The following is a 20,065-nucleotide window of genomic DNA, read 5'->3' as shown; positions in this document are numbered from 1 at the left end:
TTCCCCTCCAACGTAGTAACTGTTTCTCATTGTAGGGGGAGAATCTTAAGGGAGAGTGAGGAGAAAAATGAAGAAATTCTTAAGATGTGGGATTAGAAGCATAACGATCAGGCGGTTATCAACCTACATCAGGCGGTTAACCATAAAAAAACACCCAAACCGCGGAGCGGTTTGGGTGTCTACTTCTTATTCCTCATCAACCGGCTTCGGTTTAACAGCTACCGGTTTGGATGAGCGCATTTCTTCAGCCAAGTTGTCTAGGCTTGGTCTTAAGTTATTCTTTCCGACGTAGCTTTCCATCATTTCTTTTACGTCGATGCCTGAAGAGGCTTTCAATGATTCCTGCAATGTTGACATAAGATTCGTTGCGTACGATGTCACTTTATTGGCACCGCCGCCTTCACCGCCGCCTGTGTCGACGACTGTGATCTTGTCGATGTTCGAAAGCGGGCTTGCGACTTGCTTCGCGTATTCTGGAATCATCTTAACGATCATGTCAAGCACAGCTGCCTGGCCGTATTGTTCGAATGCTTCCGCGATCTTGCGCTTCGCTTCGGCTTCCGCAAGACCTTTCAAGCGGATGACGTCTGCTTCCGATTCACCTTGTGCGCGTTGCGAGTCGGCTTTTGCCAAACCATCGAGTCGGATTTTCTCTGCATCCGCCGCAGCACGTGCTTCGATGCGGTATTTCTCTGCATCCGCCTCCGCCATTTGACGGGATTTTTCAGCGGCTGCGTTTTGCTCGATTGCATAGCGATCCGCATCGGCCTTCTTCTTAACTTCGGAATCGTATTGCTTCTCACGGCGCAGAATCTCTTTCTCTTCCAATTCGATCTGCTTTTGACGCTCGATGATGCGGACTTGCATCTCCTGCTCCGTAACTTCCTGCTTCGCACGTGCGGATTCTAGCTCATACGCTTGGTCGGCGCGCGCTTTCGCAATATCTTGCTCGCGGCGATAGTCAGCGACTTTCAATTGATTTTCCTTCTCTGCTTCCGCAATTTCAGTTGCACGTTCGATTTCAGCTTTTTGCGCTTCTTTCGATGCTTCGGCATTCTTGATGCGCGTCTCTTTCTCAGCTTCAACCGTCGCAATGTCGGCATCGCGTTTCACTTGGGCGATACGCGGTTTACCGAGTGAATCCAAATAACCGTTTTTATCGCGTACATCTTTGATCGTAAATGAAACGATGACAAGCCCCATTTTAGCCAAGTCTTGCGAAGCGACACGTTGCACTTCCTGGGAGAACTTATCACGGTTCTTATAAATCTCTTCGACCGTCATCGATCCTAGAATGGAACGCAAATGTCCTTCCAGCACTTCCTTCGCTTCATTTTCGCGGTCGGCTTTCGATTTTCCTAAAAACTGCTCCGCTGCCGTCGCGATTTCAGAAATCGATCCTCCGATCTTAATGATGGCGGTTCCGTCGGCCATGACCGGAACACCTTGTTCTGTGTACACTTCAGGCGTCGTTACTTCCAATTTGCTTGAAAGCAAGCTGAGCGGCTCCGATTGTTGGAACACAGGGAAGACGAACGTTCCCCCGCCACGGATGATTTTGATCCGGTTGCCCGAGTCATCCGTATGTACGTTTTTTGACCCTAAATAGCTTCCTGTCACGATGAGCGCTTCATCCGGCCCGACTGTCTTGTACTTCGAAATGTAGACAAGGATGACAGCTAGCAAAATGAATACAACAATCCCGATGACAATAAACATTCCTGAAATTCCTGGCATTCTGATTCCCCCTTAATTAATTAGTTTTGATTTGCTCATTTGAAGCGGAAAGGCTCATATTCCTTTACGATGAACGTTCCTTCCTTCACTTCGATGATCAGCACTTCTTTTCCGTAGTCGATCGCTTTGTTTTCGTACCCGGCGGCCCTTTTCGAAATGATGCCATTTACCGATTCGATGATGATTTCGCCGAAGCCGTCAACTGGAATCGGAACGATGACTTTGCCGACTTGGCCCGTGAGTGATTCATCCGTATAGGCAAGCGATACTTCCGCGGATTTCAAAGGAAGGAGCACGAAGAAATATAGAAGGAAGTCCAATGCGGTCGCCGCTACAAGTGCAATGATCAAGATCAGCAAATGATTCCATTCTGTCGTCAACTCCAAAATATAACCGACTGCAGATGTAAATGAAATGAATGCAAGAATGACTGCGGGATCCAAAAGTGGACTCGCGTCACCTATCCCCTCTGCAATATCACTGAAGAGAATATACAGCACGGTTGCTAATCCCGCGATGATAAGCACGGTCAAATAGACATTGATAACCGGCATTCCGAACACTTCCATCCTCTCACCTCGCCTTCTCCTATTTGAATTCTACTATACATACGGTCGGCCGGTAATAAAGTTTCAATATTCCCAGAAGTATTTTTTGGACTTTCCAATATTAAAACTCAACAAAATTGTCACTTGTAATAAGAAATAAGGAAGTATATCTGTACTTATTTTTATTATTTTTTGCTATGATAGGACTACTAAAAAATTGATTCCGGAAACGGATGGAGGCTTAAAAATGTTCAGTCCACGTAAAACCGATCCTTTTTTCGCAGCTCTTTTGGAGATTGCTGAGCATGTCAAGGAAGCGATGCACTATGCGAATGACTATAAAGTGACATCAGTAGCAGACTTAAAGGAAGTAAGCATTAAGCTAAAGGAATACGAAACATCCGGCGATGATATGATCCATGATCTCATCTCCAAGCTTAATATCTCATTCATGACGCCGATTGAACGGGAAGACATCTTGCAATTGGCCATTAAAATGGACGATATCCTAGATGGCATCGAACATTTCGCAGCGAATCTGGAGATGTTCTCACTCACGGAAATCGATGAGTATGTCCAGAAATTCATGGATAATATCGTGAAAAGCTCCGATGAAATCGTCAAGGCGATGGAGCTGCTGGCGAAGAGGAAGCTCGTACAAATGCGTGATCATGCTGTATTGATCAAAGAATATGAGCGCATTTGCGATGAAGTCCTGCGCACATCGATCAAACAGTTGTTCATCCGCGAAAAGGATCCGATCCGCATCATCCAGTTCAAGGATATTTATGAGCTGCTGGAAGACATTGCGGACCATTGCCAGGACGTGGCTAACACAATCGAAACAATCATCATGCGAAACGCGTAAGGAGTAGCTATTCATGGATACGATATTAGTTCTCACGATTGCTGTCGTTGTTTTTGCGTTGGCTTTCGATTTCATCAACGGATTCCACGACACAGCAAACGCCATTGCGACTTCGGTTTCGACGCGTGCATTGAAGCCGCGTACAGCGGTTTACATGGCAGCAACGATGAATTTCATTGGTGCGTTAACGTTTACAGGAGTCGCCAAGACGATTTCCAAAGACATTGTCGATCCGTTTATGTTGGATAAAGGATCACTTGTCATTTTGGCAGCCCTTACTGCTGCGATTGCATGGAACCTGATCACCTGGTATTACGGGATTCCGTCAAGTTCATCGCATGCATTGATCGGCTCGATCGCAGGTGCAGCCATTTCAGCTGCAGGGTTCGGCATTTTGAATTATGGCGGCTTCATTAAAATCATGGAAGCCCTCATCCTGTCCCCGTTCATCGCCATTGCAGGCGGGTTCCTCATGATGTCGCTGTTCAAGGTTTTATTGAGGAACAGGAATTTATTCAAGGCGAATAAACGGATCCGCTATTTGCAAATCGGAACAGCCGCTCTCCAATCGTTCACGCACGGTACGAACGACGCTCAAAAGGCGATGGGGATCATTACGATGGCATTGATTGCGGCGCAATTGCAGACGGGCGATGACATCCAGCTTTGGGTCCGGATCGCAGCTGCTACTGCGATGGGTCTCGGAACATCGATCGGCGGATATAAGATCATCAAGACGGTCGGCGGAAAAATCATGAAAATCCGTCCTGTCAACGGCGCCGCTGCCGATTTGACATCCGCGATGATCATTTTCGGCGCAACGCTCATCCATTTGCCTGTCAGCACGACGCATGTTATCTCTTCCGCCATCATGGGCGTCGGCTCTGCGCAACGTGTTAAAGGGGTAAAATGGGGAGTCGCAAGGAAGATCGTCATCACATGGGTGATCACGTTGCCGATTTCAGCAGCCCTTGCTGCAATCGTATATCAAATTTTGAACTTGTTCTTCTAATAAAAAAATTTTAAAAAACTTTTCACTTGCATTGCCAAAAATCCTCTGTTATGATAAAGAAGAATTATTTTTGTTCGGCGTGATGGTCACGGCAATGCTTGACCGCTTCAAGACTTGAGCAAGGATAGTAACACAATGTGTGCACAGCACACAAGGAGGAAACAAACATGGAACAAGGTAAAGTAAAATGGTTTAACGCAGAAAAAGGTTATGGCTTCATCGAACGTGAAGATGGCGACGATGTATTCGTACACTTCTCCGCTATCCAAGGCGACGGCTTCAAGACTCTTGAAGAAGGCCAAGACGTGACTTTCGAAATCGAACAAGGTCAACGCGGACTTCAAGCAACTAACGTTGAAAAAAACTAATTTGAATTAACCATTCAAAACCACTTCCTTCGGGGAGTGGTTTTTTTCGTTGTTATAGACCTTGTTTGATGCGCGACGGCCTGCATGAGACACGATTCTCCTAAACTATTCCTTTAGAAAAGACAATTCCATACATCTTCGTTATGATAAGGGAATAGAAAGATATGATTCATTCGGGGAGGACGATGGTATGCGCACGTTAGCGCGTTTTGTTACGAAGTATTATAAAACAATCATGATTGCCTGGATTGCGCTATTCATTGCAATGGCCATTATGGCGATCCGATTGCCTGGGCTGCTTGCGGGCGATGGGTTCAGGATGGATGCGGAGCATGAAGAAGTGATGAAGATCGCTTCCGAGAAATTCGATTTGCCTGCGGAAACGATGTTTGTCGTTTTCGATAAAGTACACGACGAAACGATTGCATCCACTTTGGCGGATATTGAGAAGCTGAATCTCGCGTCCGAAGTCGTTTCCCCACTGGAAAATGATGAGCAATATACGAAAGATGTCTCTTATGCCTTGCTTCATTTTGAAAAGAACGACAGAGACATGTCCAAAGTCGTCACGGATATCCGGAAAGCAATTGGTGATAAAAAAGGTATTGTATTAACCGGTCAATCAGCAATCACAAAAGATATCAACAGTGCGAGCCAGCGCGACTTGATGAAGGCGGAGGCGATCGGTTTGCCAATCGCAATCATCGTCCTTCTCTTCGCATTCGGGTCGCTTATGGCGTCGATGGTTCCGTTGATTGTCGGGGTGGCGACAGTCATATCGACGTTCGGTGTACTGGCGCTTGTTGGCGGACAGATGGATTTGGCCATTTTCGTATTGAATATCGTCCCAATGCTCGGTCTTGCTTTGAGCATCGACTTTTCGCTTCTCTTCATTAGCCGCTACCGGGAGGAGCGATTGAAGAGCGATGTGCTTGAAGCAGTTGCGACAACGATCCGGACGGCTGGCCGGTCCGTCATTTTTTCGGCATTTTGCGTGTTTATCGGGCTTGGTGCGATGTTCATTATAAAAGTCGAGATTTTCCAGAATATCGCGCTCGGCGGCATGATTGTCGTCGGCATGGCGGTGCTCAGCTCGGTTACACTGCTGCCATCGATTTTGATACTGCTTGGCGACCGTTTGAATAATGGTCGCATTCTGAAAGTGAAGGAAAACGGTTCCGACAGATGGAGGCAGTTCGCCAATGCGGTGATTAAGCGGCCGGTCCTTATTACGATTGCAGCACTTGTTTTGCTAGGCATCGCTTTGATTCCCGTGAAAAATATGGATTTGACGATTCCCCAGATCGATTCGCTGCCGGCCTCTTATGATACACGGGCTTCGTATGAATTGATGGATGACAAGTTCGGGCTCGGAAAGCGCTCGAATGTGTACATGATCGCGGAACGGGACGGCGGCTGGTCTGATGCGGAAGGCTTAAAGGCAATGAAGGCGCTGGAAAAGGATTTGTCCGATGATCCCCTGGTAGACAAACTGACGACAATTTTCACCGCTAGCGGAGTCGTTTCTCCCGAAGAGTGGGAGCAAGCGGCACAAGTCCCTGAAATGAAGGCGCAGCTTGAACCGCTTCTTGAATCATTCGTGAAAGATGATCAATTATTGATTCCTATAACGCTAAAGGCTAAAGGTACGTCAGAAGAAGCGCAGCAATGGGTTCGGGATTGGTCGGAGCAGACAGAATGGAATCTGCTAATTGGCGGTCAAGCGAAGTTCAATCAGGAGATTTTCGATGAGATTTTCGGCAATATCGTATCTGTGCTGGCAATTATCCTCGTATCTACGTTCATCATTCTCATGATTGCGTTCCGCTCGGTGCTCATACCATTGAAGGCGATTTTGATGAACATCGTCGGGCTGTCTGCGACGTTCGGGATTCTCGTTTATATTTTCCAATACGGTCATTTCGGGATGCATCCCGGAACGATCGCGCTCATCATACCGATACTCGTCTTCAGCCTCGTTTTCGGCTTGAGCATGGACTATGAAGTGTTCCTCATTTCACGCATGCAGGAGGAATACGCGAACACATTCGATAATGACCATTCGACAGTCGAGGGTCTTGCGACAACGAGCAAGATCATTACATCCGCCGCATTGATCATGATTGTTTTGACTGGGGCATTCGCGTTCACGGATGTCATGCCCGTCAAACAGATCGGCGTCGGTATCGCGATTGCGGTAGCCATCGATGCGACGATCATCCGTTTGTTGCTTGTACCTAGTTTGATGAAGCTGTTCGGGAAATGGAACTGGTGGATGCCTTTCAGGAAAGGTCCGTATAAAGCTGGAAATTGGCATTAAACAAATGCGGAAGGCGGCGTTTAGCCAATCGAACAGCGAAGGGTTCGATTTGCCGTATTTCTGCGTTCTTTGCAGAAATAAAGGCATCGTGCATAGTGCTCGTAACGCTTCGCTTTTACTCGCAAACGCCGTTCTGCGTGACGGCGTTCGCTGGAGAACTTGAAAAAAGGCGCTTTTTGCCTTTTCTTTCAAGATCGAAGCGACCCGAGAGGCTGCCGTCTGAAGCTGGATGATAACCGATAAAAAAACTGTCTGGACGCTTGTCCGGACAGTTTTTCATTTTAATCCACAATTGTAGTTGTGACCCCGTCTTCCTGCCGATCTTTATCAAACTGTGCTGTCATCGCGAAATAGATGACAGCGACGACTGCCAGGACGAAGACGACGAGCCCGATGACAAGCGTTTTTCCCTTCATTTGGCGTCACCCCCTGCTAAGTTTGAAGTTCTCTTCCTTCAAATAATCAACAGCTTCCTTGTAATCACCGAAGCCTTCCTCCAAGTTGTAGCCATGATAAATATTGAAAAAGCCTTCTTCCTCAAGCAATGTCAGCTTTTGGCCTTGCTCATTCACCCATACTTCCTCAATCGGCTCTTCTTCCTCTTCCCCAGTGGATAGCGCACCGATGGCGTCACGGATCGTCGCAATCAATTCCTCTTCCGTCGCTTCACGGATGTTGACGAGTCCGCGATCATCCGTCTCATAGCCCTGAATTCCTTCCACATATACAAAACCATTGCCGTTCGGATGAAGATGCTGCACGACGACCGTTTTATCATATAGGCTATCTTCATAATGGTAATTGAGCCGTTTCATCGACACTTCTTTCCGCACCAGTTCCGGGAAAGTCTCCTCAATGATTTGCTGTTTTTGTTCGAATGTAAGCATGCTTTGGCCACTCTTTCTTTGTCAAATGTCTTTCCAGTATACCATCATTCATCCTTCACCGTCAGACCGAGTGCACGCGCAAAGCCGAGCGCCTGCTCCATCGATACGATGCACCCTGCAATCTTCGGCACTGTCACTTCGATTCGGTCATATGTACTGCCGGATAAATCTACGCCATCCAAATCGGTTTCCGAGAAATTCGCATTGTCGAGCTTGCACTTTTTAAACCGGACCTCATTGAACTGGCATTCGTAAAAATCACTGTCCTCCAAGTTGCTTCCCGCGAATTCCACTTCTTTCATTTCCGAAAAATTGAAGTTGGCATAACGGATGTCACTTTCCTTCATCAAAAGATGGCCCAAATTGGTATTGGCCATATCCGCTCCCGTCAGCTTCGAATTAATGATTTCGCATCGGTGGAGCATGGCGCTTTCCATTTGGACATTCGAAAAGTCGCATGTTTGGAATAAAACATCGACGAATTCCACGCCTCTCCAATCACTATTCGCAAATGACATATCCTTGAACACGCAATTGTCGAATACAAGGCGCTCCCCGTCTGCACTTGGCATTTCTCCGCCTTCAAACCTTGCCTTTTCAATAAACCTATCCCTACTCCATATGTCGGATGGTCTCAATAGTTCATGTTCCGCCGACAATTTCGGCTTCACAAGCTTGTCCTTTTTCTCCGCCATGCAATCCCTCCTATCTTGTCTTCCATTCAATAATAATGACGAGCAGTATGACAACAACGAAAGCCATCATATAAAACCAACTCGGAACCGCGCTAATCCCGCTGAACATCCTACCCTCTCCCTTTCCTGGTTAGCTTATCTTCGAACTCCCGAAATCACCCGCAAATCAATCGTGATTTCTTTCATTCCTGTCGCAAGCACTTCTCTCACCCGCTCCTCACGCGCATTCCAGGTGAGCGGGGTCATGCGGATCAATGGCGCAAGCAGATCTTCCGGCAAGGCAAAAGTATATGTCACCGGCTCTGTCTCGACCGCGTCGAACTGTTCGCGGAAGCGCTCCACCGGGTCGGCTTCCTCCTTCTGTTGTTTCCCGTCATAGAAAGCTTCGCGTAATTCCTGCAAATACCCGCTTTCCGGCACGACTTTCACGACAATGCTACCCGGTTTCAGCAGCCGGTTGAATTCCGCATAATTCGCGGGCGACAAGATATTTAATATCGCGTCCACACTGGAATCCGCAAATGGCATGGCTGCAAGATCCGCCACGTTCCAAATGATTCCGGGATAAGCTTTCGAAGCCGCGACAATGCCCTCCTTCGCCAGATCGATGCCGATGCTGACACTTCCGACCGGCATTCGTGAATGGACCGCCTGCAAATGGGTCCCTTCCCCGCAGCCCGCGTCCAAGATGACAGGACATTCAACTCCCGTCAAATGATTGTCCAAACGGACAATGATATTTTCAAGGACAGGTCCGAAAAAGCCGCTATTCATAACCGCCGTTCGTGCTTCGAACAGCGATTTATCATACTTCGTCGAATGCGCTTGCGGCGCCAAATTGACGTAGCCGCTTTTCGCAACATCGAACGAGTGCAGATTCTTGCAGACGAGACGCGATTGCTCCTCAATTTCCATTTCCACGGAACAAATCGGACATTTAAACAGTCCTATATTTTTGTCCATTACTAGGGCGCTTTGCATTTTCTTCGTCAATTTCATTTCAGATGCTCCGTTCCATTATTGTTCTACCAGTATACCGCCTTTCCGCCCGGACTCAAACTATCAATAGGTCCCACTGTATCTATCGCCCCTTCAGCGGGTACAATACTAGAAAGGAGGCGATTTCCGTGAAGCGGATTTTATTGTTCATCATTTTCATAGTTGCACTTTATCTTGCAAAACCTTTATGGGAAGAGCCCGTTTCGAAATACGTCGACCTCTCCTTCCTTAATCCGGTCGATGAAAAGATAGAGAATGTATTGGAGAAAGAACCCGTTACATCCACGATGAACTCCATTCTTAACACAGTCGATAAATTCTTCCTTTATATATCTTCGAAGTCTTCAGAAGTGGAGCAGATGATTCCCGATAAAGTGGCTAGGCCGATATTGGATAAGCCCGATCACTCCGCAATGTCCATCCATAACATCGAGATCGGCGCGACAGAGGAACAAGTGAAAGCGGAACTGGGCGAGCCGAAAAGCTATTCATTGAATGAATACGGCACGGAATGGTTCACTTACCATGAGGATTACCAGAACTTCGTCATGATTTCCTTCGACGAGAAATCGAAAGTGAATGCAATCTACACGAATGACGACCTCATTTCGTCGAAAGCGGGTATCCAGTACGGTACACCGAAAGCCGATGTCCGCAAAGCTTATGGCGAGCCAATGAAGGAGATCCGAAAAGGCTTAAGCATTTATGTTCTGCAAGAAAATGAAGGGATGGATCTCTTTAAAGTCGGCGATGTCTATATGTATGTTTTTTACGATCTTCATCAGAATGAAACCGTAACAGCCATCCAGCTCATCACGACCGCATTGGAACAAAGGAAATCCGGGATGTACGCAGGCGGGGATGTATCTTTGCGCAACGGGTTCGAGCAGCAGCTATTCGATTTGACGAACGCCGCGCGTGTCCGGCACGGACGCTCGATCTTGCAGTGGGACGATGCGATTTCCGAAACTGCCCGCAAGCATAGCCAGGACATGGCGATCAATGATTATTTCAGCCATGAAAACTTGCAGGGACTGTCGCCTTTCGATCGGATGAAAGCGGATCATATCAAGTTCCGCAGGGCGGGTGAAAACTTGGCGTACGGACAGTCGAGCAGCATCTTCGCGCATGAAGGGCTGATGAATTCGAAAGGGCACCGGGAGAATATTTTAATCAAAGATTACAGCCATCTCGGTATCGGCGTCGCTTTCAATGAAAAATCACAGCCGTATTATACGGAGAACTTTTTCCTTCCATGAATCCTTCACGACTATATTTCTCCCTTCTGGGGAATATAGGAAGGAACAGATAGAGAAGGAGGAGTTCGAATGAAAGCTGTAACGTTCCAAGGTGTGAAAGATATCCAAGTGAAAAAGGTTGAAGCGCCGAAAATCGAGAAGCCCGATGATATTATCGTCAAGGTAACATCCACAGCCATTTGCGGATCCGATTTGCATATTTATTTAGGCGCTTTGCCGACGCATAAGGGGTATGTTATCGGCCATGAACCGATGGGAATTGTTGAGGAGACCGGTCCGAACGTGACGAAAGTGAAGAAAGGCGACCGGGTCATCATTCCGTTCAATATTTCTTGCGGCCAATGCTTTTATTGCGAGCATCAGATGGAGAGCCAATGTGATCATTCGAACCGCAACCCGCATGTCGATACAGGTGGGTATTTCGGATTCACAGAACGGTATGGAGATTATCCCGGTGGTCAGGCGGAATATTTGCGCGTCCCGTATGGCAATTTCACGCCGTTCGTCGTACCGGAATCTTGTGAGCTTCCTGACGAGGCGCTTCTGTTTCTGTCCGATGTGTTGCCGACCGCCTACTGGAGCGTTGAGCATGCAGGCGTGAAAAAAGGCGATACCGTCGCTGTTCTTGGGTGCGGTCCTGTCGGATTGATGGCACAGAAATTCGCGTGGATGAAAGGCGCGAAACGCGTCATCGCGGTCGACCATGTCCCCTACAGGCTCCGCCACGCTATTAAGATGAACAAGGTGGAAGCGTTCAATTTCGATGACTATGATAATATGGGCGCGCATATTAAAGAAATCACCCGCGGCGGTGTCGATATCGTCATCGATTGTGTCGGGATGGACGGAAAGAAAAACATCGCGGAGAAGGTCGGACAGAAGTTGAAGATGCAAGGAGGTACGTTAAGTGCCGTTGAAATCGGCTATCAGGCCGTCCGCAAGTTCGGGACGATCCATCTGACGGGCGTTTACGGATCGCTTTATAACATGTTTCCGCTCGGGAATCTGTTTGAACGGAATATTACGCTCAAGATGGGACAAGCGCCTGTCATCCACTACATGCCTACATTGTTTGATAAGATTACGAAAGGCGAATTCGATCCGACGGAAATCATCACGCATGTCGTACCGATCGAGGAAGCCTCAGCCGCTTATCATCATTTCTATGAACATGAAGATGAGTGTATAAAAGTGATTTTAAAGCCGTAAACAGAAGAATCGGTCCACGCATTCATTGCATGGACCGTTTTCTTATTTCTTCCCTGTAATTGCTGCGCAGGCGATACGCGCGCCCGAATTCCCTGCCGGATCCGTTTTGTAGTCATCCGCCTTTTCATGGATGACGATTGCGCTTCCGTCCTGATCGAGAATGGAGTTTTCCTTGCCTTTCTTCAGCGTGATTTCAGCTGTCGGCAACTGAATGGACACTTTCCCGTCTTCAGGGACTTCGATATTCGGCAAATCGCCTAAATGGAAGCCTTTCGGATTGTCAAAGCCATGTTGCTTCCCTGTCGGATTGAAGTGCGCTCCGGCGGAAGTGAAGTCCGGCGGTGTACATACGCCGGTTTCATGGATGTGGATACCATGCGTCCCAGGTGGCAAGTCTTCCGCCTGCACAGTGATGAGCACTCCTTTGTCCTCCTGGACCAATGTCACTTCACCGATTTCCTCCCCTTCCGTGTTCAATAATGGAGAGACTATCGCTTCCATCTGTTCCCCGCTGACAGGCACCTTTTGCTTTGCTTTTCCACATCCCGCAATCACAAGAATGACGCTAATTAACAGTACAACTACCAGTTTGTGTTTCACAATGATTCCTCCTCCACATTTATTCCTGCCAAGCATGCCCAACTGGAGAAAATTTATGAGTGGTAAGTTTTCCCGACAATTTGTCGAGAAGGGAACAAAAAACAACGCTGCACATTCCTTTTCATTGGAATGAACAGCGTTTTTTCATTTATGCTAGCATCAATTTTTCAAGATCAAGTGGAGCAATATATACCCCATCTTTATAAACACGCATATTGCCACCGGAGATTTCGTCGATCAGCATGATATTCCCTTCAGGATCACGTCCGAATTCAAGCTTGATGTCGTACAGTTCAAGCCCCTTCGCCGCAAGCTCTTCTTTCACGACGGAGGAAATTTCCTTCGTAAGCGGCTCAAGGATATCATATTCCTCGTTCGTCAAAATCCCGAGCTGTGCAAGCGCATCTTTCGTAATCGGCGGGTCGTTGCGATCATCGTCTTTGATTGTAACTTCTACGAATGCGTCCAACGGTTGTCCTTCTTCGCAATATGCTCCGTAGCGACGAAGGAAGCTTCCGACAGCGCGGAAACGGCAAATGACTTCCAGCCCTTTACCGAATACGGTCGCCGGCTTCACAGTCATCGTCGCCGCATCGATATCCGCACCGACATAATGTGTTGGAATCCCTTTATCCGCCAACTTTTCAAAGAAGAACTTCGTCATGCGCAAGCCCGATTGCCCCGCGCCTTCAATCGTCAATCCTACTGTATTCGCGCCCGGATCAAACACGCCATCCTCCCCGGTCACGTCATCTTTAAATTTCAATAATACATTGCCATCTTCCAATTTATAAACATCTTTCGTCTTTCCTTTATAAACAAGTTCCATGCCCACGTTTCCTCTCTATTCGAAAATGTAGTGAATCGAACCACGCAGAGTTCGATTTGCCTTAATTTCTGCGTTTTTTGCAGAAATTAAGGCAGTCTTCAATCTCCCTCGCTGCGCTCAGTCTATCTTATATAGCAAAGTTCTTTGTTCACTTATAGTATAAGGCACTTTCCATCGTATAAAAAGTGAAAACTTGATTGGAGCAAAGTTTAAGGCTTAACTAGAACTCGCGCCATTCCATTTAAAGGATTTTTCGCTTGTCAGCATTCATGCAACGGGTGTATAATAGCTCGATGAAATCTATGCTCAGATTGAAAGAGAGTGTGAAAAAGATGGGCCGGAAATGGAATAATATTAAAGAGAAAAAAGCTTCGAAGGATGCGAATACGAGTCGTATTTACGCAAAGTTCGGGCGTGAATTATATGTGGCAGCAAAACAGGGTGAACCTGATCCCGAGTTGAACCAAAATCTTAAAATGGTCATTGAACGGGCAAAAACATACAATGTGCCAAGGGCGATCATTGATCGCGCAATCGAGAAGGCAAAAGGCGGCGCTGAGGAAAACTATGACGAGCTTCGTTACGAGGGCTTCGGCCCGAACGGATCTATGGTCATCGTCGATGCGCTTACAAATAACGTCAACCGTACCGCTTCTGAAGTGCGTGCAGCATTTGGGAAAAACGGCGGAAACATGGGCGTTAGCGGCTCCGTTGCGTACATGTTCGATGCGACTGCTGTTTTCGGTTTGGAAGGCAAAACTGCGGATGAAGTGCTCGAACTTCTAATGGAAGAAGACATTGAAGTCCGCGATATTTTAGAAGAAGAAGACACAGTCATCGTCTATGCAGAACCAGACCAATTCCATGCCGTGCAAGAAGCTTTGAAAGGTGCCGGCATCACTGAATTCTCTGTAGCTGAACTAACAATGTTGGCACAAAACGATGTAGAGTTGGATGCCGACGCACAAGCGCAATTCGAGAAAATGATCGATGCGCTAGACGACTTGGAAGACGTTCAGCAAGTTTATCATAATGTTGATTTAGGTGAATAACACATTAAAAACCGCCACGACTGGCGGTTTTTTTATTGTTCGCTTGAAATCATCGGGCAACCGCCTGATGTTTGAACTTTACCGCCTGAAATCATCGAGTGACCGCCTGATGTTCAACGCCAACCGCCTTATACCATCGAGTGACCGCCTGATGTTCAACGTCAACCGCCTGAAACCATCGGGTGACCGCCTGATGTATTACACGGACCACTTGAAATCGAACGACTTCCATTCATAGAAAGTCGCCAATCTTCCTGACCTCAATCCCTTCCTCACGTAAAGCACCCGGTATCACCTTCGCAAACTCCACCGCTGTCTTCCCATCCCCATGAATACAAATCGTATCCGCCTTGATTGTGATATCCGTTCCATCCGTCGCACGCACTTTTCCTTCCTTCACCATCCGGACGATTTGGCGAATGGCGACTTCGTGGTCGGTGATCAATGGGTTCGGCTCCCTTCGTGATGTCAATGTCCCGTCTGCTTGATAAGTCCGATCCGCGAACACTTCATGTGCCGTCTTCAACCCGTTTCTTTCCCCCGCCCTCACCAGCTCGCTGCCTGCAAGCCCGAAGAGAATTAATTCCGGATCGACTTTATACACAGCTTCCGCAATCGCCCCGGCTAGACTTCCGTTCACAGCGGCCATATTATATAGTGCACCATGCGGCTTCACATGCTGTAAACGCCCGCCCTCCGCCTTAACAAATGCGGACAATGCGCCGATTTGATAAACAACAAGATCGAATGCTTCTTCAGCCGTAATTGCCATTTCACGCCTACCGAATCCGGCTAGATCCGGTAAACCCGGATGCACACCTATGCCGACACTTTTCTCTAACGCCATCCGTACGGTCCTCCGCATCGTCGTGGGATCGCCTGCATGAAAACCGCACGCGATATTCGCAGACGTGATCGTCTCCAAAATCGCTTCATCATTCCCCATTACATATGCGCCGTAGCTCTCGCCCATATCACAATTCAAATCGACGACAAACCCCATTTCACTCACTCCTAACTGAATTTAACCCGTATTGCCGCACGTAATTCTTTCAAATTCCTGTCCTGTTTCGCAAAGAGCATTTGTGATTCCTCAATCGTTACTTCCTTGAATGAAAGTCGATCGCCCGCCTTCGCCTGCGCAAGCTTGGTGAAATCAATCGTCGCCATCTGTCCGATTTTCGGATAACCGCCTGTCGTCTGCCGATCTGCTGCTAATATAATCGGATTCCCATCTTGCGGGACTTGGATGGATCCATAGGTGACAGCTTCTGATACCATTTCCATCGGCTCTATCAGCTGCAACGCAGGACCACTGATTCGGTAGCCCATCCGATCCGACTGCGAACTGACGGTGAAAGGTTCATTCCAAAACCTTTCCTGGCTTTCTTCGTCAAACAGCTCATATTGCCTTCCGCTCATGACCCGAATCTCATAATGGTTCGATAGATTCGGAAGGAGCTTCTGTGCAATTTGCCAGTCTGTCGCATGAAACGGCATGCTAGATGCCAGCTTTTCCTTTAAGTTCCGAGAAAGCACAGATGGCGGAGCAACATGAAGGCTATCCCCTTTCTGCAACGTCCTTCCATCAACCCCACCAAGCCCCGCCTTCACATACGTCGAAAGGCTTCCGAGCACAACCGGTACATGAAACCCGCCAGCGACCGCCAAATACGACCGGCTACCTGCCCTTGCCGCTCCAAACCGCAACTCGCTTCCCTTTCGAATGAATACCGGTTTCCACATCGGTACAGGCAACCCTTCAATGTTCGGGGATAAATCCCCGCCACCAATAGCGATCAGAGCATCTACCTCGAATAAAAGCCGCGGACCGACGAGCGTCATTTCAAGCGTCGCTTCCGTCTCATCATTTCCGACTAGCATGTTCGCAACCCGATGGGAGAACGAATCCATGACACCGCCCGCCACAACACCGAATTTCTGGTATCCGGACCTTCCTAAATCCTGAATCGTATCATGAATACCAGGTTTACTAACCGCAATCATTCCGCGTCACCTCGCAGGTCCTCATACTCTTCACTCATAATCTTGTAAAACCGTATTTTATCCCCTGCCGATAGCAAGCTCGGAGGATTTTCATTCGGAAGAAACAGTTCAAGCGGTGTTCTGCCGATAAGTTGCCAGCCCCCTGGTGTTTCAATCGGATAAACACCCGTCTGCACGCCTGCAATTCCAACTGAACGGGCGGGTATCTTCAACCGCGGCGTCTTCCTTCTTGGAGCACCAATCTGTTCGGACATGCCGCCAATGAACGGAAAGCCCGGCGCAAAGCCAATCATATGTACCGTGTAATCACCAGATGTATGGATTGCAATGACTTCACTCGGGGTCAAACCATTATGCGCTGCAACAAAATCCAGATCCGGGCCGTATTCGCCGCCATATAAAACAGGGATCTTCACAACCTTTTGCTGCATGGTCTTCGCTTCCTCAACATTTTTCAGTAATTCACGGATCCGCTCGCAAACCGCTTCATACGGACTGTCCTCTTCCAAGAAGGACTGTATCGAATAAATAAGAGTGACCGTCGTATAAGCAGGGATATATTCAATCATCCAAGAGGGCGGTTCTGCTTCCAACCGGGAAACAATCGCCTTCACTCTCCGCTCGGATGATGCATTGATCTCCTTGCCAACTTCAATGACAACAGCTTGGTCGCCCAATGGTGACAAAGTGTACTGCATTTCGCCGACACTTCCTTATAGTATGAATATACATAATTCTACCTGAATCACTTGTCCAGCTCCAGCGGCTAGATGCTCGGGTCATAAGTCGAAGATGTTGCGTGGCAAAGAGCGCCACTTCACATCTTCGTCTTATGCCTGTCGCATCTGAACAAGCCGCTTCCGCATTTCTACTTACAACCAGTATGTATGAGCAACGCCTGTCCAAACATATAATTAATAAAAACTACCTACCCACTTAGGCATAATGATTCAATTGCCAATTTTCTGCATTTTAATCTACCCACCTTATAGTTGTTGAAGTACAATCAAATTACAAAGGATGAAAGGATGTGAGCATTTTAATGAAACAGCGAAGTATTCTCAAACGGGCCTTCCTGGCAATGGCTATTGCTTTGATCGCCTTATTTCCGGTAGCACATGAAGGATCACTTTCTTCAACTGCCGCCGCATCCGGGGACACAACTCCCGAAGCATCCATTGTTTCGACAACTTTAGATCAGAAAATAGACGCCATCTTGAAAGACCCGAAGCTCCAAGGGGGGATTACCGGTGTCAGCGTACGGAAAGCCGATACAGGTGAAAAGATTTATTCCAACTTCGGAGATATCCGTCTCCGCCCTGCCTCCAATATGAAACTGCTGACAGGATCGACGGCAATGGACATATTGGGTCCTGATTATCAGTTTTCCACAGAAGTGCTGACGGACGGAGAAGTGAAAGGGAAAATGATTCATGGGAATCTTTATCTGAAAGGTAAAGGCGACCCGACATTGATGAAAAATGATTTGGACCAATTTGCAAAGGATTTGAAAGCGAAAGGGATCGAAAAAATCAACGGCAACCTGATTGCAGACGACAGCTGGTATGACGATGACCGCTATTCACAGGATTTGAACTGGTCGGATGAGCATAATTACGTCGGAGCACAAGTTTCTGCACTGACGCTTTCTCCAAACGAAGACTACGATGCGGGAACTGTCATCGTCGAAGTTAATGCTGGCAGTAAAGCAGGAGATCTTCCGAAAGTGACACTCACTCCGGAAACTAACTATGTAGAAATCGTAAACCGCGCGACAACAGTGGCGAAAGGCGAAGCGAAAAGCATCTCCATCGCGCGTGAGCACGGAACGAACAGAATCATCATCGAAGGGAAAATTCCTGTAGAAGGTACAAGATCCCAATCATGGTCAGCTGTTTGGGAGCCGACAGGGTTAGCGCTTGACGTCTTTAAGAAATCGCTCGCCGAACAAGGCATCGAATTTGTCGGAAACGGTGGAATGGAGACTGGTATTACACCAGGCAATGCAACTGTCCTTGTATCGAAAAAATCGATGCCGCTGAATGAGCTTTTCATTCCATTCATGAAGTTGAGCAACAACGGGCATGCTGAAACTTTGGTGAAGGAAATGGGTAAAGTGCAACGCGGAGAAGGTAGTTGGAGTGCAGGTCTCGCAGTCATGAAGGAGAAGCTGAAGCAATTCGGCGTCAACACGGACACTGTAGTTCTTCGCGACGGCTCAGGCATGTCCCATAAGAATCTCGTTTCAGCAGATGAATTAACGAAACTGTTGTATAGCGTTCAAGGGAAAAGCTGGTTCCCTGCATTCGAGGCGTCCCTGCCAATTGCCGGCGTCCCTGATCGGATGGTCGGCGGCACGCTCCGCAACCGGATGGGCAGTGGATTGACGGCTGGAAATGTTACAGCGAAAACCGGCTCCATCACAGGCGTCTCCACCCTTTCCGGATACGTCACCGCGAAAGACGGCACAGAACTAGTCTTCTCCATCATGATCAACAATTACATTACAGGACCAGTCACGCCGATAGAAGACGCAATTGCGAAAGTGCTTGCAGAATATGAGTTTTAATGAAAAAAGATGAAGGGAATTCCTCCTTCATCTTTTTCCTATTTTGTAGCATGATTCCAAATCCGGCTATTAGGCGGTTCGAGCTCGGATTCAGATGGTCGAAACGCCTTAGGGTTTTATTTCTGTAAAGGAAGGATTAACTGACGACAACAGCGAAAGTATTCATATCAATCATTCATCTCGAAAGTGGGGGTTCATTTGGAGAAATTATCGACTGAACAATATCTTCAAGCTACAGATTTTCTCAAATCAAAAGCACGTCCATTGGAAAAAGCGCTATTCGAATTTGAATTTGAAAATGGCAGCCGCGAGCAAGTGTTGGAGGAATTGAAGGTTTATCAAAGCGAAGATGGCGGTTTCGGAAATGGATTAGAGCCCGATTTCAGGTGTGAGGCATCTTCAGCGTTAGCGACGACAATTGGGCTTCAGCACTTGATTCGCATTGGGGCGGATGAATCGGAGCCGATGGTTCAAAAAGCTATTCAATATGCTCTCAATACATTTGATGAAGAAAAGGTAGGATGGGAGATTGTCCCGAAAGAAGTGGAGAACGCGCCGCGTGCCATCTGGTGGAATTATGGCGGCGATTGGCCATGGGGAAATCCAAGCGCTGAGATGACCGGATTGCTTCATCATTATAAAGGTCTCGTTCCAGAAGATTTTCTGGAAAAGCTGAAAGGCCACGCAGTTGAGTATATCAACGAAGAAGCGACGAACGACTTCCATGAATTGCAGTGCTTAGTGAAATTGATGAAAGAATTACCTGTGGAAGAAGCAGAGAAGATTGCCGTTAGGGTTCGCGAGATTGCTCGCCACAGCGTGACGACAAATCCGGATAAATGGCATGATTATTGCCTGCTTCCTCTTCAAGTCGTGTCTTCCCCAGCGTCTTTTTTGTATGAAGACTTTAAGGAAATCATCCCCGCAAACATCCGGCATCTCGCTTCCAACCAAGCGGAAGACGGCAGCTGGAAGCCTGCATGGGCATGGGGACGATATGAAGATGTTTGGGAAACCGCAAAGCAGGAATGGAGCGGTGTGCTGACGCTTGATAATCTGAAGGTTCTGAGGGCATTTGATGCAATTTCCTAAAGGAAGGATTATGA

General features: G+C 47.6%; 21 protein-coding genes. 10 read left to right on the top strand and 11 right to left on the bottom strand.

Annotation, left to right across the window (positions count from 1 at the left end; all coding sequences use genetic code 11):
* Positions 1-186: 186 nt before the first annotated feature.
* On the bottom strand, positions 187-1,737 hold the full coding sequence (locus ACFPTP_RS02190) for an SPFH domain-containing protein (protein ID WP_381441776.1): 1,551 nt from the start codon (positions 1,735-1,737) through the stop codon (positions 187-189).
* 35 nt (positions 1,738-1,772) lie between these two features.
* Entirely contained in the window at positions 1,773-2,306 is a 534-nt protein-coding gene (locus ACFPTP_RS02185) for an NfeD family membrane protein (RefSeq protein WP_381441774.1), read from the bottom strand.
* A gap of 226 nt (positions 2,307-2,532) precedes the next feature.
* Here ACFPTP_RS02185 and ACFPTP_RS02180 point away from each other — a divergent pair, with 226 nt between their 5' ends.
* From ACFPTP_RS02180 to ACFPTP_RS02165, 4 genes are all read left to right on the top strand, one after another.
* Positions 2,533-3,153 carry a DUF47 domain-containing protein gene (locus ACFPTP_RS02180; protein WP_381441773.1) on the top strand — a complete coding sequence of 207 codons (621 nt, stop codon included), beginning with the start codon at positions 2,533-2,535 and terminating at the stop codon, positions 3,151-3,153.
* 13 nt (positions 3,154-3,166) lie between these two features.
* Positions 3,167-4,165 carry an inorganic phosphate transporter gene (locus ACFPTP_RS02175; RefSeq protein WP_381441771.1) on the top strand — a complete coding sequence of 333 codons (999 nt, stop codon included), beginning with the start codon at positions 3,167-3,169 and terminating at the stop codon, positions 4,163-4,165.
* Between the two features lie 167 nt (positions 4,166-4,332).
* Positions 4,333-4,533 carry a cold-shock protein gene (locus ACFPTP_RS02170; protein WP_060205704.1) on the top strand — a complete coding sequence of 67 codons (201 nt, stop codon included), beginning with the start codon at positions 4,333-4,335 and terminating at the stop codon, positions 4,531-4,533.
* Positions 4,534-4,723: 190 nt separating this feature from the next.
* Entirely contained in the window at positions 4,724-6,853 is a 2,130-nt protein-coding gene (locus ACFPTP_RS02165; protein ID WP_381441770.1) for an MMPL family transporter, read from the top strand.
* 281 nt (positions 6,854-7,134) lie between these two features.
* On the opposite strand, the gene ACFPTP_RS02160 is transcribed toward ACFPTP_RS02165, so the two are convergent.
* The 4 genes from ACFPTP_RS02160 to ACFPTP_RS02145 all read right to left on the bottom strand — a co-directional run bounded on the left by ACFPTP_RS02160 (position 7,135) and on the right by ACFPTP_RS02145 (position 9,434).
* Positions 7,135-7,269, bottom strand: a complete 135-nt coding sequence (locus tag ACFPTP_RS02160) for a hypothetical protein (protein ID WP_381441768.1) — start codon at positions 7,267-7,269, stop codon at positions 7,135-7,137.
* 6 nt (positions 7,270-7,275) lie between these two features.
* A complete protein-coding gene (locus ACFPTP_RS02155) occupies positions 7,276-7,740 on the bottom strand; it encodes a hypothetical protein (RefSeq protein ID WP_381441767.1) in 465 nt (154 codons plus the stop codon).
* Positions 7,741-7,784: 44 nt separating this feature from the next.
* Positions 7,785-8,435 carry a pentapeptide repeat-containing protein gene (locus ACFPTP_RS02150; RefSeq protein WP_381441766.1) on the bottom strand — a complete coding sequence of 217 codons (651 nt, stop codon included), beginning with the start codon at positions 8,433-8,435 and terminating at the stop codon, positions 7,785-7,787.
* Between the two features lie 135 nt (positions 8,436-8,570).
* Positions 8,571-9,434 (bottom strand): putative RNA methyltransferase, encoded by an 864-nt coding sequence (locus tag ACFPTP_RS02145; protein WP_381441765.1) that lies wholly within the window; start codon positions 9,432-9,434, stop codon positions 8,571-8,573.
* Between the two features lie 128 nt (positions 9,435-9,562).
* On the opposite strand from ACFPTP_RS02145, the gene ACFPTP_RS02140 reads away from it, so the two are divergent.
* Positions 9,563-10,693: a CAP domain-containing protein gene (locus ACFPTP_RS02140; protein WP_381441763.1), complete on the top strand. Its 1,131-nt coding sequence runs from the start codon at positions 9,563-9,565 to the stop codon at positions 10,691-10,693.
* Between the two features lie 69 nt (positions 10,694-10,762).
* On the top strand, positions 10,763-11,902 hold the full coding sequence (locus tag ACFPTP_RS02135) for a zinc-dependent alcohol dehydrogenase (protein ID WP_381441762.1): 1,140 nt from the start codon (positions 10,763-10,765) through the stop codon (positions 11,900-11,902).
* Between the two features lie 42 nt (positions 11,903-11,944).
* Here the strand turns inward: ACFPTP_RS02135 and ACFPTP_RS02130 are convergent, their stop codons facing one another.
* Positions 11,945-12,502 (bottom strand): superoxide dismutase family protein, encoded by a 558-nt coding sequence (locus tag ACFPTP_RS02130; RefSeq protein WP_381441760.1) that lies wholly within the window; start codon positions 12,500-12,502, stop codon positions 11,945-11,947.
* Between the two features lie 148 nt (positions 12,503-12,650).
* Positions 12,651-13,331 (bottom strand): phosphoribosylaminoimidazolesuccinocarboxamide synthase, encoded by a 681-nt coding sequence (locus tag ACFPTP_RS02125; protein WP_381441759.1) that lies wholly within the window; start codon positions 13,329-13,331, stop codon positions 12,651-12,653.
* A 332-nt stretch (positions 13,332-13,663) separates the two neighbouring features.
* On the opposite strand from ACFPTP_RS02125, the gene ACFPTP_RS02120 reads away from it, so the two are divergent.
* Both ACFPTP_RS02120 and ACFPTP_RS02115 read left to right on the top strand, forming a co-directional pair.
* Entirely contained in the window at positions 13,664-14,383 is a 720-nt protein-coding gene (locus tag ACFPTP_RS02120; protein ID WP_381441927.1) for a YebC/PmpR family DNA-binding transcriptional regulator, read from the top strand.
* Positions 14,376-14,621 (top strand): hypothetical protein, encoded by a 246-nt coding sequence (locus ACFPTP_RS02115; RefSeq protein WP_381441757.1) that lies wholly within the window; start codon positions 14,376-14,378, stop codon positions 14,619-14,621. Before ACFPTP_RS02120 ends, ACFPTP_RS02115 begins: the two co-directional genes overlap by 8 nt.
* On the opposite strand, the gene ACFPTP_RS02110 is transcribed toward ACFPTP_RS02115, so the two are convergent.
* From ACFPTP_RS02110 to pxpB, 3 genes are read right to left on the bottom strand one after another with little or no spacing between them, the layout of a single operon-like run.
* Entirely contained in the window at positions 14,616-15,386 is a 771-nt protein-coding gene (locus tag ACFPTP_RS02110; RefSeq protein ID WP_381441756.1) for a LamB/YcsF family protein, read from the bottom strand. The genes ACFPTP_RS02115 and ACFPTP_RS02110 overlap by 6 nt on opposite strands.
* An 11-nt stretch (positions 15,387-15,397) precedes the next feature.
* Entirely contained in the window at positions 15,398-16,390 is a 993-nt protein-coding gene (locus ACFPTP_RS02105; RefSeq protein WP_381441754.1) for a 5-oxoprolinase subunit C family protein, read from the bottom strand.
* On the bottom strand, positions 16,387-17,088 hold the full coding sequence (gene pxpB / locus ACFPTP_RS02100; protein ID WP_381441753.1) for a 5-oxoprolinase subunit PxpB: 702 nt from the start codon (positions 17,086-17,088) through the stop codon (positions 16,387-16,389). The genes ACFPTP_RS02105 and pxpB overlap by 4 nt, the downstream gene beginning before the upstream one ends.
* Before the next feature lie 344 nt (positions 17,089-17,432).
* Here pxpB and dacB point away from each other — a divergent pair, with 344 nt between their 5' ends.
* Both dacB and ACFPTP_RS02090 read left to right on the top strand, forming a co-directional pair.
* Positions 17,433-18,959 (top strand): D-alanyl-D-alanine carboxypeptidase/D-alanyl-D-alanine endopeptidase, encoded by a 1,527-nt coding sequence (gene dacB, locus ACFPTP_RS02095; RefSeq protein ID WP_381441751.1) that lies wholly within the window; start codon positions 17,433-17,435, stop codon positions 18,957-18,959.
* A 198-nt stretch (positions 18,960-19,157) separates the two neighbouring features.
* Entirely contained in the window at positions 19,158-20,051 is an 894-nt protein-coding gene (locus tag ACFPTP_RS02090) for a hypothetical protein (RefSeq protein WP_381441750.1), read from the top strand.
* Positions 20,052-20,065 lie beyond the last annotated feature (14 nt).

It is taken from the genome of Sporosarcina koreensis, from assembly GCF_042655825.1.
Taxonomy (GTDB): domain Bacteria; phylum Bacillota; class Bacilli; order Bacillales_A; family Planococcaceae; genus Sporosarcina; species Sporosarcina koreensis.
Note: the sequence above shows the minus strand (reverse complement) of the source record. Positions and strands in the feature narration are given on the sequence as shown.

What these genes read in the sequence shown, in the direction of transcription:
- ACFPTP_RS02190 (WP_381441776.1), bottom strand. Translation starts at nt 1,737, where the DNA reads ATGCCAGGAATTTCAGGAATGTTTATTGTCATCGGGATTGTTGTATTC.
- ACFPTP_RS02185 (WP_381441774.1), bottom strand. Translation starts at nt 2,306, where the DNA reads ATGGAAGTGTTCGGAATGCCGGTTATCAATGTCTATTTGACCGTGCTT.
- ACFPTP_RS02180 (WP_381441773.1), top strand. Translation starts at nt 2,533, where the DNA reads ATGTTCAGTCCACGTAAAACCGATCCTTTTTTCGCAGCTCTTTTGGAG.
- ACFPTP_RS02175 (WP_381441771.1), top strand. Translation starts at nt 3,167, where the DNA reads ATGGATACGATATTAGTTCTCACGATTGCTGTCGTTGTTTTTGCGTTG.
- ACFPTP_RS02170 (WP_060205704.1), top strand. Translation starts at nt 4,333, where the DNA reads ATGGAACAAGGTAAAGTAAAATGGTTTAACGCAGAAAAAGGTTATGGC.
- ACFPTP_RS02165 (WP_381441770.1), top strand. Translation starts at nt 4,724, where the DNA reads ATGCGCACGTTAGCGCGTTTTGTTACGAAGTATTATAAAACAATCATG.
- ACFPTP_RS02160 (WP_381441768.1), bottom strand. Translation starts at nt 7,269, where the DNA reads ATGAAGGGAAAAACGCTTGTCATCGGGCTCGTCGTCTTCGTCCTGGCA.
- ACFPTP_RS02155 (WP_381441767.1), bottom strand. Translation starts at nt 7,740, where the DNA reads ATGCTTACATTCGAACAAAAACAGCAAATCATTGAGGAGACTTTCCCG.
- ACFPTP_RS02150 (WP_381441766.1), bottom strand. Translation starts at nt 8,435, where the DNA reads ATGGCGGAGAAAAAGGACAAGCTTGTGAAGCCGAAATTGTCGGCGGAA.
- ACFPTP_RS02145 (WP_381441765.1), bottom strand. Translation starts at nt 9,434, where the DNA reads ATGAAATTGACGAAGAAAATGCAAAGCGCCCTAGTAATGGACAAAAAT.
- ACFPTP_RS02135 (WP_381441762.1), top strand. Translation starts at nt 10,763, where the DNA reads ATGAAAGCTGTAACGTTCCAAGGTGTGAAAGATATCCAAGTGAAAAAG.
- ACFPTP_RS02125 (WP_381441759.1), bottom strand. Translation starts at nt 13,331, where the DNA reads ATGGAACTTGTTTATAAAGGAAAGACGAAAGATGTTTATAAATTGGAA.
- ACFPTP_RS02120 (WP_381441927.1), top strand. Translation starts at nt 13,664, where the DNA reads ATGGGCCGGAAATGGAATAATATTAAAGAGAAAAAAGCTTCGAAGGAT.
- ACFPTP_RS02110 (WP_381441756.1), bottom strand. Translation starts at nt 15,386, where the DNA reads ATGGGGTTTGTCGTCGATTTGAATTGTGATATGGGCGAGAGCTACGGC.
- ACFPTP_RS02105 (WP_381441754.1), bottom strand. Translation starts at nt 16,390, where the DNA reads ATGATTGCGGTTAGTAAACCTGGTATTCATGATACGATTCAGGATTTA.
- pxpB (WP_381441753.1), bottom strand. Translation starts at nt 17,088, where the DNA reads ATGCAGTACACTTTGTCACCATTGGGCGACCAAGCTGTTGTCATTGAA.
- dacB (WP_381441751.1), top strand. Translation starts at nt 17,433, where the DNA reads ATGAAACAGCGAAGTATTCTCAAACGGGCCTTCCTGGCAATGGCTATT.